The following is a 13832-nucleotide window of genomic DNA, read 5'->3' on the forward strand; positions in this document are numbered from 1 at the left end:
ACTGGCACTTTTTTTACGTCGCATTACAATGCACACAAATTGATTTTGGAACACACACAATGAATTTGACGCGCAGTTCACTGAAGAACCCAGCGAGTGTTATTGTCATCTTAGTACTGATTATGCTGTTTGGCATGTTGAGTATTTTCAAGCTGCCAATTCAACTTACACCCGATATTGAACAACCGCAAATCACTATTTTTTCAGGTTGGCGCCAAGCCGCACCAGAAGAAATAGAATCAGTGATTATTGAGCCGCTCGAAAACGCAGTAAAAAACACGCCAGGCGCTTTAGAGGTGAATACCAATATCAACCGAGGTAATGGCTCTATCACCCTTACTTTTGCAGTCGGGCAAAATATGCAGCAAGCCATGCTCGATGTACTCACAAGTCTAAACCAAGCACCGCCACTGCCCTTAGATGCATTCGACCCTGTGGTATTTGCAGGCGGCAATAATGGCGAAGCCGCTGCCACTTTATTAGTGACTCCGACGCACTACAACGCCGATAGCTTAGATCTTGATATGGCACAGTTTCAAAAACAAATCGACGAATTTGTTGAGCCACGTTTAGCCCGTATTCCCGGTGTTGCCCGCGTTGATTTAGCCAGTGAACGACCAAAAGAGTTGCGCATCACCTTTGATCCTCACAAAGCCGCTGCCCTTGGCGTAAGCCTTGACCAAATAAGTAACGTATTAGCCAGTTCACGCGATACCTCAGGAGGCCTTGCTAATGTCGGACGCCGTCAATATACCGTGCGCTTTACGGGTCAGTATGATTTGTCGAGCATGGCACAAATGCGCGTTGGTTATTCTGGCGACAGGCCAATTTACCTTGGCGATATTGCACGCGTAGAACGCACTTTTTCTGACCGTTTAGGCATGAGTGGCCGAAATGGTAAACCGGCGTATTACATTCGAATTTCGCGCGCCAACGAAGCCAATACTGTCGCACTTCTTGATGACATAAATTTAGCGATTAAAGAGCTAAACGAAGGCCCTCTTGCTGAAAATGGCTTATCGATTGAGTTAAGCTTTGATGCCTCAGTGCATATTCGTAACGCCTTATCATTAGTGAAAAGTAACTTAGGATTAGGTGTACTTTTATCATGCTTGATCTTATGGTTGTTTTTCCGCGGGTTAAAAGCCACGTTTGTGATTGCCGCTACAATCCCGGTGTCGTTGATGGTGGCGTTTTTAGCCCTTAATATTTTTGAGCGCAGCTTAAATGTTATTTCCCTTGCCGGCCTAGCCTTTGCTGTCGGCTTAGTTTTAGATGCTGCTATCATAGTCCAAGAAAATATAGCCCGACTCAGAAGCGAAGGCTTTGATACTAAAAAAGCGGCATTAAAAGGGGCAGCGCAAGTCACCGGTGCCTTATTTGCGTCAACCACCACCAGCGTTGCTATTTTTCTCCCTATTCTCTTTATGGCAGGCATTGAAGGTCAGCTGTTTTCAGACCTTGCACTCACCCTCTCTATTGCGGTCATTGCCTCAATGGTCTGTGCCATTACACTTATTCCATTAGCGAACCATGTTTGGCCTGACACTGAACTAAAACCCGATCCTTATCGTGCTTATTGGCAAAAACTAACTAACTTCATCATGGCACTCACTAACACCCGCACTAAGCAACTGCTCTGGATTGCCTCGTTATTAGGCGGCTCATTAATTGCCACCATGACTATGCTGCCAAAAACTGACTTTATGCCCAGAGCGCCAACTGATGGCTTTTTCTTTAACTTGAATACCCCACCGGGTGGCAATGTGCAATTTATGGAAGAAGAGTTATTAATGCGTATCAAAAAACGCTTAATGCCTTACTACACAGGCGAGAAAGAGCCAGGAATAAAAGACTTTAACTTTTATGCATTTGGCTCCAACGCTGGCGGATTTATTTATTCGGCTGATCCACAACGCGTTGAAGAATTGATGAAAGTTGCTCGAGAAGAAATTTTCATCGACTTACCCGACACGCAGGTATTCTTCTTTCGAGGTTCTATGATCCAAGTCGCGAATGGGGGAGATGGCCGAGATATCAATATTGATCTAACCGGTCCGAACATGGATGACCTGATTTCAGGTGCTAATGTCGCCTTGCAAGCAGTCACAGAAGCAATGCCAAATGCCACAGCAAGACCACAACCGCGTTTAGATATGGCCGAACCAGAGCTCAGGCTTACACCTAACGACCGCCGTATTACTCAAGCAGGGCTAACTCGCCGTGACGTTTCACAAGCGGTACAGGCGTATACAGGCGGCTTATTTGTTAACGAATACTTTGACGGCAACGAGCGTATGAATGTCATTTTGCGAGGCACTCCATGGCAAACCCCTGAAGAACTAAAAGCCTTGCCCATTGTTACACCGCTCTCTGGCATTCAAACTCTGGGCGAGCTTGCCCAAATAAAACGCACTGTTGGCCCTACACAATTACGCCGTGTTAACGGACGTCGCACAGTGAGTATTGTCGTCACACCACCTGCCGATATGAGTTTGCAACAAGCACAAGCTATTTTAGCCGAACACGTTATGCCAAAAGTACGTGCCAGCTTACCCGAAAGTGCTGGCGCGATTTTGGCTGGCAACGCACAAAAAATGAATTCAGCTATGCAAGAGATGACTCTCAACTTTTTACTAGCCTTGTTTATTTTATTCCTGCTGATGACAGCATTATTTAAATCTGCAAAAGACAGTGTCTTGGTACTGTTAGTTATGCCACTGGCGATAGCTGGCGGGGTACTGGCCTTGTTTGTGCTGAATTTATTCACTTTCCAATCACTCGATTTATTGACCATGATTGGCTTTATCATTTTGCTGGGATTAGTGGTCAATAATGCAATTTTATTGGTCGACCAAACGCGTGTTGCGATGTCTGCAGGGCTTAGCCGAGAGGCTGCAGTTCGCCAAGCAGTGCTACTTAGAGCACGCCCCGTTTATTTAAGTACCTTAACGAGTTTATTTGGCATGTTACCGCTGATGTTAATGCCAGGTGTTGGCTCAGAGATTTATCGCGGTCTTGCGACTGTCATTGTAGGCGGCATGGCTATTAGCGCGCTATTTACGCTTATTTTAATGCCGAGTTTATTGCAGCTTGGCAGGCAATTACCACCAATAAACAATAATCAACAACCCGAAAAAACGCCTTTAAGCTTGGTATCGAATCAATGAGTGATAAAACGATGATAAAAAATATACGTATTGTAACCGCGGTATTATGTGCCTTCGCCTTTCATGCTTTCGCGGTCGTTCCTGTCACGGTCGATACAGTGAGTAAAGCACAGCTAACCAGTGAAATTGAAGTAAGTGGCACTTTATACGGCAAAGACGATGTCACGCTTACCGCAGGAATTAGTGGACGTTTACTCTATGTGGTAGAGCCCGGCACTTTGGTCAACCAAGGTGATACGCTAGTGCGCATGGACACTTTACCACTGGAACTTGAAAAAGCCCGTCAGCAAGAAATGCTTAACCGTGCAAAAATAAACCTGCGTTTATACGAACAAGAGTTAGCCCGTTTACAAAAACTCGCTAAAGCGAGCAGTGCAGCGGCAAGCCAAGTTGATGGAATGCAAAATAAACACGACCTCGCTTTGTCTGATATTGCCCTTGCTGAGGTAGAGTTAAAGGTAATCGACGATAAACTATCCCGTGCGACCATCAGCGCCCCCTTTTCAGGTGTTATCAGCGAGCGCTATAAACGTGCTGGACGTGAAATAAACCGCGCCGATGAATTAGTCACCTTACTCGATATCACTCATTTAGAAGTGCGTTTATATGTCCCTGTTAAATACCTTAAGTTTTTACATAAAGACATTGCACTGCCGGTCAAAGCAGGCGATTTATCAGCACCTGAAACAACAACCGCTAAAGTTACAGCAGTGATCCCATCCACAGACCCGCGTTCACAAACGCTCGAAGTACGTGCCGCATTGCACGTATCTCAAGAGCAAGTATGGGCGATAGGTCAACTTGTCGATGTTACTGTTCCATTAACAAGTAAAGGCGATGTGTTATTAGTGAACCGAGATGCCCTCATTTTACGTAAAAATGGCACGCATATCGTAAAGATTGATAACGCCAGTACAGCAACACAAATTCCCGTTATCGTTGGCAGTGGCAAGGGTCAGCTTGTTGAGGTGAGTCCCCTCACTCCTGCGTCTCTTAGTGCGGGCGATAAAGTGGCAATAAGGGGGGCTGAACAATTGCAAACAGGCCAAAAGGTTGATGTACAAATAAAGCCCGAATGAAAAATGAGTAAAGTATAAAGCCAGTGTCACTGGCTTTATACTCCTAGGTTTTTAACTGACTTTAAATTGCTTCACAATTTGGTCTAGCTCAAGCGCTGTTTGCGCTAAGCCATCAGCAATCGCTGCTGCGCGCTCTGCACCATCCATCGTTTCATGTGCTTTTTCGTTAACATGTTGAACACTTTCACTTATTTGCATACTCACGACATTTTGCTCTTCAGACGCACTGGCAATTTGTACATTCATATCTTTAATTGTGCCTACCGATTGTGAAATTTGCTCGAGGACTTCACCGGTTTGCTCAGTTTTCTCTGCGGTTTGCTCCACATTTTGCATATTCATTTTCATCGAATCGACTGAGCGCTTCGCTTCATTCTGTAAATTAGAAATCATCACTTGAATTTCTTCAGTACTTTGTTGTGTCCGACTTGCTAAAGAGCGCACTTCATCTGCAACTACTGCAAAACCGCGTCCTTGCTCTCCAGCTCTGGCAGCTTCGATGGCCGCATTTAATGCTAATAAGTTAGTTTGGTCAGCAATACCTCTTATCACATCTAAAATGGAGCCCACTGACTCAGTTTCTGCTTCTAAGTTTTCAATCGTTTTGCTCACGTTCATCATGGTCTCAACCAACTCGCCCATTGCGAGATGCGTTTGTGAAACTACTTGCGTGCCCGTCAGTACTTCATTATCGGCTTTTGTTGCTGCATCAGCAGCCATTTGTGCACTTTGCGTAATCTCATTAATGGTTGCTGACATTTCATGCATTGCAGTGGCTGTTTGTGTTAATTGGTCAGATTGATGCTCTGCACCTGTTTTAGAACTCGCCGTTATCGTTGTTAAATCTTGTGATGTGCGCGAAACTTGCGTGGTAGATTCACTGATCTGAGTCAGCATTTCGTTAAGCTTTGACACCATTTCGCGCATTGCTAAATATATGCCCGTTTCGTTGCCGTTCTGACTAAAACGATATGTTAAATCACCTTCAGCTATCGATTGCACAATGGTCGCTATTTCGCTCGGCTCCCCGCCAATAGGCGCTTTTATTAAACGCGAGATAAAGATACTTAAGAAAATGCCCACAGTAATAATTATGATGGCAAAGACTAAAATGGTGGTAATCGCATTTTCACTGCTGGCTTGTATCATGGGACCAATTTCATCTTGGCGGTTTTGGCTGGCGAGTTTAATACGTTCAATTTCCTCAGCTATTTGCGGGCCTACTTTATCAAGTGTCCCGCTAATTATATTATTACGCTCTGTAATCAAGGACTTTACTAGCTCAAGCCCTGTAATATAGTCATTCGTTCTGGTTTTGAAATCAGACAATAATGTCTGCTCTTTTGTATCAAAAAGGCCCGCTGACAATTGCTGAGTTTTAGCTTGAACGCTCTTAAATTCTTTCATTGTTCTGTCAAAATCAGCCAGCGAGTTGCTGACTAAAAACTTTGCAGCATACAATCGCCCAAGTAATAACGACTCTTGCAATTGTGCACTTAAAAATAATGCTGCGCTGTTTTCTTTGTTTTTACTCAGCAGCATAATTTCTGTTAAGGCCTCACGCATAAACGGCCCGTTTCCATCGAGCTTATTTTCGACTACATCATTGCGTTTTTCTACTAACTTAACGATGTCTTCAAAACCATTCTTATAATTACTTGCTCCTTTTTCTATCGCTGTCATTGCTTTTACTTTCTCGGCATCAGTAAACTGTTTTTTGCTCTGAGTGATTAATTCACTGAGTAAATTATGACGCTCGTTAAAATCGGAAATGGCTTGAGGTTCTTGATCTTTCAAATATTTGAGTGCATTTAAGCGTAAAGTTAATACGTTTGATTGGACTCGTCCCGTGATATTGCTATCGCGTGCATTTACGCGATAATCAACAAAATTATCATAGCCTGAGTTAAGCGCTAACAAGGCAACTATACTGACTACCCCTAGCAGAACAATCATTGCGCCAAATGCAAGATACAGCTGTGTATTTAACCTGAACTTCGTAAACATAATGTTCTCTCTGTTTAATTGCAGTACCCTATGCGTGATGGCTTCCTTACTAAAAATCTCATTAAGTATAGGAAACAACAGTGAGAATGATATGTTATGAGGGGAAATAGGGGGGAATTTAAGAAATATCTGATATGTAAGTAAAAATCGTCCTAATTATTCTAGTTTTATAAACAATTAAACCCCTCTAAGGAAATCTGTTTAGTTTGCTCATCGACATTACTTTTTTGATAGATCTGTAAACTATCTTGATGAACTTTAAAACTAAATTCACCTGCCCACGGTAATGAAGCAACCGGGATCTGGCGATAAAAACCATAACGGTCATAGCAAATATATGAAATATGATGGTAAACATCTGTAAAAACGCCATAATCGGCTGTAAATACACTAATATGCTGTTGCTGCTTAAAATACTTTGCCTGTGTCCCTGCAACAAGGTACCAAAAACACAGACTCACCATAACCACAAGTTGAAGCCCTGCGACAATGAATAATAAAAGATGTCGTCTAGCGGTTGGTTGAGTCTCTAGCGCTGCTCTGCCTGTGTCACACCTGTTATTTTTGAGTAATAAATAAATGCCCGTTATGACCATAAACAGCTTCATAATGAGTAACGCAACGCCTATTTGATACATCATTTTTGGGCTATGCCATTGAATGCCAAATACAGGAGGTACAAAAAGGCTGTCGATAAGCGGCAATAAAATAAGTAATGAGGCTATGATTAGGCTTTTATTCTTCATTGTTTTCTACCGTGTTGTTTCATAACGCAAATACACTATATAGGCTTTTTCTTTTCAACAAAAATAAAAAGGCGCGACCTTGGGTCACACCTTCTGGGCAGAACTTATTGCGTTTTATAATGCAGCAAAGACATCGTCAGTTTTTGCAGCACAAATAAAATCGTTTTTATGTAAGCCTTTAATTGAGTGGCTCCACCACGTAACAGTCACTTTGCCCCACTCTGTAAGTAAACCTGGGTGATGGCCTTCTTCTTCAGCCATATCACCTACTTTATTTGTAAATTCAAGTGCTTGTTTAAAGTTTTTAAACTTATACACACGCTCTAATTGCATAATGCCGTCGCGCACTTCTGGTACCCAATCAGGGATCATTTTAATTAATTCTGCTAACTCAGCATCAGATACTTTCGGCGCATCAGCACGACACGCTTCACACTTTTGTGTGCTTAATGAAGACATTATAAATCCTTAACTTGCTAATTTTTCTTTAGGTGGAAACTTTGGCTCATGAAGCCCTAATTCTTTTGCTTTACTTACCAATGACATGATATCCATTTGTGAGATATCAAATAAGTCATTAATCGAATTAATGGTGTAGTACACAGGCTGCATTATATCAATACGGTACGGTGTGCGAAGCACATCCAGTACATTCATTGCATTGATTTCTGGTTTATCAGAGTACACGTATTGCGTTTCACCTGGGCTTGATAAAATACCGCCACCATAAATACGCAAGCCTTGGTCTGTTTGCATTAAACCAAACTCAACAGTAAACCAATATAAACGTGCCAGATACACGCGATCTTTTTTCTCTGCTGCATACCCTAATTGACCGTATTTATGCGTAAACTCAGCAAATGCAGGGTTTGTTAACATTGCACAGTGACCAAAAATTTCGTGGAAAATATCTGGCTCTTGTAAGTAGTCAAACTCTTCACGTGTGCGAATAAACGTAGCCACGGGGAATTGCTTATTAGCTAACAAACGGAAAAACTCGTCAAAATCAATTAACGCAGGCACAGGCGCAACTTGCCAGCCGGTGGTTTTTTCCAGTACTTCGTTTAATTCACTTAATTGGGGAATACGATCTGAAGGAAGGTTTATTTTTTTTAAACCCTCAAGGTATTCATTGCAGGCTTTGCCTTCAATGCAAGCGAGTTGGCGAGCAACCAGCTCAGACCATATTTTGTTTTCGTCTTCGCTCCAATGGATCACCCCATTTTCATCGGGTTGCTTGGAGGTGTAATTACTTGCTTTAGCCATAATAACCTTCTTCGTTAAATCTTGATCAGCACGATAAGAATCACTTTAACTTGTTAAGTCGATACTATGTAAAAGTAAGCGAGATTTTAATAGTTTTGGGTGTTTCTACTGTTTGCAGAAACACCTCTACTGTAAATAAAAAATTACACCAAAAGATCTAAATGTTTACACAACCCGTTAAATAAGGGCTAAAACACCACTTTGGTGTAAACTTAAATTCACACCCTACCCAATAGATGTAAATGCAGTTTTAAGATCGTTAATTATGTCGTTAACATTCTCTAAACCGACTGATAAGCGAATTAATCCATCACTAATACCAGCCGCAGCCCGTTCTTCTGGTGTATAGGGAGAGTGAGTCATAGACGCGGGATGCTGAATGAGGGTTTCAGCGTCACCTAAACTCACTGCTAACGTACAAAGCTGGGTATTATTAATGAAGGTTTCACCTTGTTCTAGGGTGCCTTTAATTTCGAACGCGATCACACCACCCGCTGCTTTCATTTGTGTACCAATAAACTTATGACCTTGATGTGATTTAAGGCCAGGATAATAAACCTTGCTCACCAACGGGTGCTGCTCTAAAAACTCAGCAACCACTTGGGCACTCGCACAATGACGCTCCATTCGTACTGCAAGCGTTTTTAACCCTCGGTTTATTAACCAGGCATCATGCGGACTAATCGTTGCGCCAATATCTTTAAGCACGGTCATTTTTATTAAATTAATGTGCTCATTAGAACCACACACAATGCCAGCAACCACATCGCCATGTCCGTTCAAATATTTAGTCGCACTGTGAATAACAATATCGATGCCATATGAAGTGGGTTGCTGAAGTAAAGGCGTTAAAAAAGTATTATCAATAACACTGAGCAACTTATGTTGCTTCGCGACTTCTGCAATTAAGCTTAAATCAAGCACCGTCATGGTTGGGTTTATCGGCGTCTCAGCAAAAATCATTTTACTGTTTGGTTTAACAGCAGCACGTAACGCGGCTTCATCGCTCATATCAACAAAACTGACTTCTATACCGAAGCGAGGCAGCATGTGAGCAAAAAAAGCATAAGTACAACCGTAGAGTGCACTTGATGCCACAAGGTGGTCACCATGCTGTAAAAAGCTTAATACTGAGGCTGATACTGCGCCCATTCCCGTTGCTGTTGCTGCAGCCGCTTCACAATTTTCAAGTTGTGCAACTTTTTGCTCTAACTCTTGCGTGGTTGGGTTACCTAAGCGAGTGTAAATAAACCCCTGCTCTTCACCAGCAAAACGTGCAGCCCCTTGTGCTGCATTCGTGAACGCAAATGTTGAGGTTTGATAAAGTGGCGCACTCAGTGCGCCGTGAGGATCATTTGGCTTTTCTGGACCATGGATACATTGTGTATGTAAGTGATGCTTAGTCATTGTCTGTTCTCGTTTTTATTATCAGTACTTCATACTCATAAATAAAACGCACATACAGCCTAACCACAAGCATGCCGGATGCTCAGATGGCTAAATATCACTCAACCGTTTTTATTAACTGTACACAAATGTTGTCATTGAGTCTTTTCGGTGTCTTTATCGCTGCTGCGCGAGGCTATTTTTCGCGCAATACTATTAGCCGTTTCTTTTAATAGGCTACGTTTGTGCTCTAAACGTGGCAATGGCCTACTTAACTCCATGGCTTTATAGCCAATGCGAGCAGTAAAAATACCGGCGCTAAGCCCTTGCGCGGCACGGCCCGACAATTTACCCAACAGCTCTGCACTGAGTGCCGTTGCAGCCAGGTCGGACACCAGTTCAGCACTGCCCACAAAAAGCACTTGTTTGATCAACAAGCGATACAATTTTATGCGACTTGCATAACCAAAACCAATGCCATAAATACGACCAATTTGCTCAATTAATTTAGTGCCACGCCAAAGTACCGCCATCATATCAACCAGTGCAAGTGGGCTTAATGCCACCAATAAGCCCGATTCTGTGGCAAACCGATTAATCAGTTTCTTTGCTTGCTGATCTTGGCTGACTAATAAGCTGTCTGCATATAACGTCATGATTTCTTTGTCGGTATGATGACTGGCTATTTGTGTTTTAAAGTCATCAAAGCCTGTGAGTGCTTGATGTTTATTGAGTTTTTCAAGCCAAGGCAGCGCTTCACCTACTTGCTCACTATTAAGTAATCGATCAGCCTCTGTACGATGTAGCTGATTGCGCTTTAAGCTACGCAGCATGCGATACTCACGCCAAATAACACGGCTAATCAAGAGCACGCCACTTAGTACCGCTGTTAAATACACTGAACCGACAATAATCGATTGCTGAAACGCCACATACAGCGACATACCAAATTCAAGCAAGACCAAGACTAAAAAGCTCACAACAAAAAGGCTTTTTAATGTTTGCCATTTTGACTTTCTGTATACCGGTGCCAGTTCTATGTCGTCAGTTAATTCGTCATCGTTTTCAATAAACTCTGCATTTTCAATTACCTTCGCAGCTGTAAGCTCCTCAGTCGGTGCTTCATTTGCAGCCGAGCTCGCAATACGGCGCCCAGCTTGAAAATCAACCTCGTTCGGCTGTTTACTCATGTTAGTTTATCTCCTATCAGATACTGCATGACATGATCTAAACGAATATGCTTTAACCGTTTATCAGGGCATGGTAATGGCGAAAACGACAAAAACTCAAAGCCTTGTGCTGGCCACTCGTGTTTATTCAATAGTCGTGAAGGTGGCTGGGGGGGTAAATAAGTGACCCACTCATGCTCGCCCAATGGTTTACCGTAAATACAGGCTAATTGCTGGCCTTTTTCTACAACTTGGCGCGGCTCTGTCGCACAAATTGACGACATAGCCATGGTTTCAATTTGTACGCCTTCAAACTTTAAATGGTTGCTTTGATCATGCACGATTGAATCAAGCAATAATGCTAAATCTTTATGATACTGCGCGCTAATATGGTCTGATTTATTTGCAGCAAACAACAGCTTGTCGATGTTAGGTTTAAACAAACGTTTAAAGAAACTGGCTTCACCGTAATTAAAGTGTGCAAGCAATTGGTTTATTACACGACTTTGCTCATGTAACGTTTCGGCCCCTTCGTTCAATGCACTCAAGACATCCACCAGCACAATTTGTCGGTCAAAATGGCGAAAATGTTGCTCATAAAATGGCTTCACAACTTCTTTTACGTAGGCCTTATAGCGCTTTTTAAGGTGCGCTAAATTTGACCCTTCAGCGATTTCCTCTGGTACGTTTGCGACCGGGAAAAACTGCAGTAAGGGGGCACCTTTAAGTTCACCCGGCATCAACATTCGCCCGGGTTGTAACATGGCAAGTTTGGTATCTTGCTTTAAACTGGTGAGTAACTGCTGGTACAGTGCTGCCACCTCAGCAAGTAAACTTTCATCAACACTGGACGATAAATCGAGCTCTGCAAGTGCAGATAAAAATGGCTGAGCTTTTTCATTGCGCGCCGTTTGCATAAGCAATGAATATTGTAACTCACACCAATCAGCAAATGACTGCTCAAGCATTGGCAAGTCGAGTAACCATTCACCTGGGTAATCAATGATGTCTAAATACAAAGTGGATTGCGGTGCAAAATGACCACGAAGCCCGGCATTACTTTGATACTTGATTGCCAGTCGCAGTGTGTTGATACGCTCAGTTGATGCTGGCCATGCCGGTTCATCTTCCAGGGGCAATAATGATGACAAAGCCTGATTATATGCAAACGTTGGAATGGTGAGAGCTTGCTGAGGCACCACTTTGGTTGCAATATGGCGTTTTTCACGCATTACATTAAAAAATGGTAGGTTTTTATCATCAGCTTGACTGGTTAAATGCTTAACAAGTGCGGTTATAAACGCCGTTTTACCACTGCCACTTAATCCTGTTACAGCAAGTTTCACGTGTTGATCTAAACCACGATGCAGCGCTTTTTCGGCTTTGTTTTTTAATTTATTAAAGGTGTTCTTTGCAAATGATTGGCTCATACAGTGTCTAGCACCCTATTTGCGCTTGGTTTCACATTGCAAACAAGGTGCTTTAAAATCCTTTAAAGTTTGTTAATTTCACGGCTAACCGTAAATTCTGTTGAGGTGACATAGCGTTCCATCTCTTGTAAACGACCATCAACTCGCGCAAGACGCTCTTTTAAATCTTGCAGTGCACGGCGAGGTGGTTCCCCTTTTTGCCATACTTTAAATTTCACTTCAAGCGGGTCTTGGTGAATACTGTCGCCAGTTTTCATTGTTTTCTCTGATGGTTTCTTATCTAAAATAAACCACGCAGCAATGTAAGCAACAACAATAAATGGCCCACCCGATAACAACACTGCGGTGACGACAAGAATACGTACGAGCCAAAGCTCCATATTAAAGTAGTCGCTGATACCCGCGCACACACCGGCTATTTTACCGCGCTCTGCGTCTCTGAATAATTCGCGTTTGGTACTCATACTTTACGTCTCCACTGTGGAGCCTCTTGATCAAGTAAGGCTTCTAATGTTTCAACTCGCTCTGCCATTTTGTCTGCTTTTTGTGCAAGCTCTAACAGCTGGCGATGTTCGTGTTCACTTAAACCTTGACTCACTTGCTTTTTACTACGGTAGTGTAAAATAAGCCAAAGTGGGGCAACAACCACCATAAATACAATAATGGGTGCCATCAAAACTTCTGCGTCGAACATGATTCTCTCCTGTCAATCCGTTATGTGTTTAAGCATTGGGGGACTTGCCCCCATTTTTTATTTTTTATCTGCCAGTTTTTTCTTAAGCTCAGCAAGCTCATCATCAATCTTTTCGTCTTGCTGTAGACCCGCAATTTCGTCAGCTAATGATTTTTTACCAAGATCATAAGACTCTATTTGAGATTCTAGACCATCGATCTTGTTTTCGTAACGTTCGAAGCGGTTTAGCGCATCTTCCACTTTTGAGCTATCAAGCGCTTTTTTCACTTCTAAACGTGACTCAGCTGAACGTTGACGTAAAATAATCGCTTTTTGACGTGATTTAGCATCAGCCAGCTTCTCTTGTAACGTGCTTACTTCTTGCTGAAGCTTTGCAATATGAGATTCAACATGCTCAAGCTCAGATTCAACAGCAGCCACAGCATCCGCAGACTTTTGCTTTTCAATCAGTGCTGCACGCGCTAAGTCATCACGGTCTTTGCTTAGTGCTAACTCCGCTTTTTCTTGCCAATCAGCAACCTGTACTTTTAATGTATCAACGCGACGTACTAATTCTTTTTTCTCAGCAAGTGTTTTTGCTGACGTAGAGCGTACTTCTACTAATGTATCTTCCATCTCTTGGATGATCAGACGAACCATTTTTTCTGGGTCTTCTGCTTTATCTAAGATGGCATTGATATTAGAATTAACGATGTCTGCAAAACGTGAAAAAATTCCCATAACATTTACCTCTTTGGTGTTTTAACTTAATCAGTTGGTATATCTAGTATCAATATGCTTGCCAACTTTTATAAAGCTAGAATAACTTAATATATTCAAACAGTTAAACTAAATTTATAAATTTCTTTAGTTCTCTCAGATAATGAAATACACTAGATCTTAGTA

12 protein-coding genes are annotated in these 13832 nt (G+C 42.4%); 2 read left to right on the forward strand and 10 right to left on the reverse strand.

Annotated elements, in window-relative coordinates; genetic code table 11:
- The first annotated feature begins 59 nt into the window (after positions 1–59).
- Complete coding sequence (locus JIG41_RS08575) at positions 60–3170, forward strand: efflux RND transporter permease subunit (protein ID WP_074988622.1); 3111 nt, start codon at positions 60–62, stop codon at positions 3168–3170.
- Positions 3167–4249 (forward strand): efflux RND transporter periplasmic adaptor subunit, encoded by a 1083-nt coding sequence (locus JIG41_RS08580; RefSeq protein WP_249406632.1) that lies wholly within the window; start codon positions 3167–3169, stop codon positions 4247–4249. The genes JIG41_RS08575 and JIG41_RS08580 overlap by 4 nt, the downstream gene beginning before the upstream one ends.
- A gap of 51 nt (positions 4250–4300) precedes the next feature.
- Here the strand turns inward: JIG41_RS08580 and JIG41_RS08585 are convergent, their stop codons facing one another.
- The 10 genes from JIG41_RS08585 to pspA form a co-directional block, all read right to left on the reverse strand.
- Positions 4301–6256, reverse strand: coding sequence for a methyl-accepting chemotaxis protein (locus JIG41_RS08585; RefSeq protein WP_065979752.1), 1956 nt, complete (start codon positions 6254–6256; stop codon positions 4301–4303).
- Positions 6257–6423: 167 nt separating this feature from the next.
- Positions 6424–7002 (reverse strand): hypothetical protein, encoded by a 579-nt coding sequence (locus JIG41_RS08590; RefSeq protein WP_074988624.1) that lies wholly within the window; start codon positions 7000–7002, stop codon positions 6424–6426.
- Positions 7003–7116: 114 nt separating this feature from the next.
- The gene (locus JIG41_RS08595) at positions 7117–7461 is read right to left on the reverse strand and encodes a 4a-hydroxytetrahydrobiopterin dehydratase (protein ID WP_036969771.1); all 345 of its coding nucleotides are present in this window, start codon (positions 7459–7461) and stop codon (positions 7117–7119) included.
- A 9-nt stretch (positions 7462–7470) separates the two neighbouring features.
- A complete protein-coding gene (phhA, locus tag JIG41_RS08600) occupies positions 7471–8268 on the reverse strand; it encodes a phenylalanine 4-monooxygenase (RefSeq protein WP_036969774.1) in 798 nt (265 codons plus the stop codon).
- A gap of 225 nt (positions 8269–8493) precedes the next feature.
- A complete protein-coding gene (gene megL / locus JIG41_RS08605) occupies positions 8494–9675 on the reverse strand; it encodes a methionine gamma-lyase (protein ID WP_199524572.1) in 1182 nt (393 codons plus the stop codon).
- A gap of 134 nt (positions 9676–9809) precedes the next feature.
- Positions 9810–10844 (reverse strand): YcjF family protein, encoded by a 1035-nt coding sequence (locus tag JIG41_RS08610; protein WP_036969781.1) that lies wholly within the window; start codon positions 10842–10844, stop codon positions 9810–9812.
- Complete coding sequence (locus JIG41_RS08615; RefSeq protein WP_199524573.1) at positions 10841–12253, reverse strand: YcjX family protein; 1413 nt, start codon at positions 12251–12253, stop codon at positions 10841–10843. The genes JIG41_RS08610 and JIG41_RS08615 overlap by 4 nt, the downstream gene beginning before the upstream one ends.
- A gap of 62 nt (positions 12254–12315) precedes the next feature.
- On the reverse strand, positions 12316–12717 hold the full coding sequence (gene pspC, locus JIG41_RS08620; protein ID WP_036969787.1) for an envelope stress response membrane protein PspC: 402 nt from the start codon (positions 12715–12717) through the stop codon (positions 12316–12318).
- Positions 12714–12947, reverse strand: a complete 234-nt coding sequence (gene pspB, locus JIG41_RS08625; protein WP_036969793.1) for an envelope stress response membrane protein PspB — start codon at positions 12945–12947, stop codon at positions 12714–12716. Before pspB ends, pspC begins: the two co-directional genes overlap by 4 nt.
- 57 nt (positions 12948–13004) lie before the next feature.
- Positions 13005–13667 carry a phage shock protein PspA gene (gene pspA, locus JIG41_RS08630; protein ID WP_036969796.1) on the reverse strand — a complete coding sequence of 221 codons (663 nt, stop codon included), beginning with the start codon at positions 13665–13667 and terminating at the stop codon, positions 13005–13007.
- Between the last annotated feature and the right edge of the window lie 165 nt (positions 13668–13832).

Origin of the sequence: Pseudoalteromonas sp. bablab_jr011 (assembly GCF_016464045.1) — a bacterium.
In the GTDB taxonomy this organism is placed as follows: Bacteria; Pseudomonadota; Gammaproteobacteria; order Enterobacterales; family Alteromonadaceae; genus Pseudoalteromonas; species Pseudoalteromonas lipolytica.

Coding starts and splice junctions, on each gene's coding strand:
- JIG41_RS08575 (WP_074988622.1), top strand. CDS start 60: ATGAATTTGACGCGCAGTTCACTGAAGAACCCAGCGAGTGTTATTGTC.
- JIG41_RS08580 (WP_249406632.1), top strand. CDS start 3,167: ATGAGTGATAAAACGATGATAAAAAATATACGTATTGTAACCGCGGTA.
- JIG41_RS08585 (WP_065979752.1), bottom strand. CDS start 6,256: ATGTTTACGAAGTTCAGGTTAAATACACAGCTGTATCTTGCATTTGGC.
- JIG41_RS08590 (WP_074988624.1), bottom strand. CDS start 7,002: ATGAAGAATAAAAGCCTAATCATAGCCTCATTACTTATTTTATTGCCG.
- JIG41_RS08595 (WP_036969771.1), bottom strand. CDS start 7,461: ATGTCTTCATTAAGCACACAAAAGTGTGAAGCGTGTCGTGCTGATGCG.
- phhA (WP_036969774.1), bottom strand. CDS start 8,268: ATGGCTAAAGCAAGTAATTACACCTCCAAGCAACCCGATGAAAATGGG.
- megL (WP_199524572.1), bottom strand. CDS start 9,675: ATGACTAAGCATCACTTACATACACAATGTATCCATGGTCCAGAAAAG.
- JIG41_RS08610 (WP_036969781.1), bottom strand. CDS start 10,844: ATGAGTAAACAGCCGAACGAGGTTGATTTTCAAGCTGGGCGCCGTATT.
- JIG41_RS08615 (WP_199524573.1), bottom strand. CDS start 12,253: ATGAGCCAATCATTTGCAAAGAACACCTTTAATAAATTAAAAAACAAA.
- pspC (WP_036969787.1), bottom strand. CDS start 12,717: ATGAGTACCAAACGCGAATTATTCAGAGACGCAGAGCGCGGTAAAATA.
- pspB (WP_036969793.1), bottom strand. CDS start 12,947: ATGTTCGACGCAGAAGTTTTGATGGCACCCATTATTGTATTTATGGTG.
- pspA (WP_036969796.1), bottom strand. CDS start 13,667: ATGGGAATTTTTTCACGTTTTGCAGACATCGTTAATTCTAATATCAAT.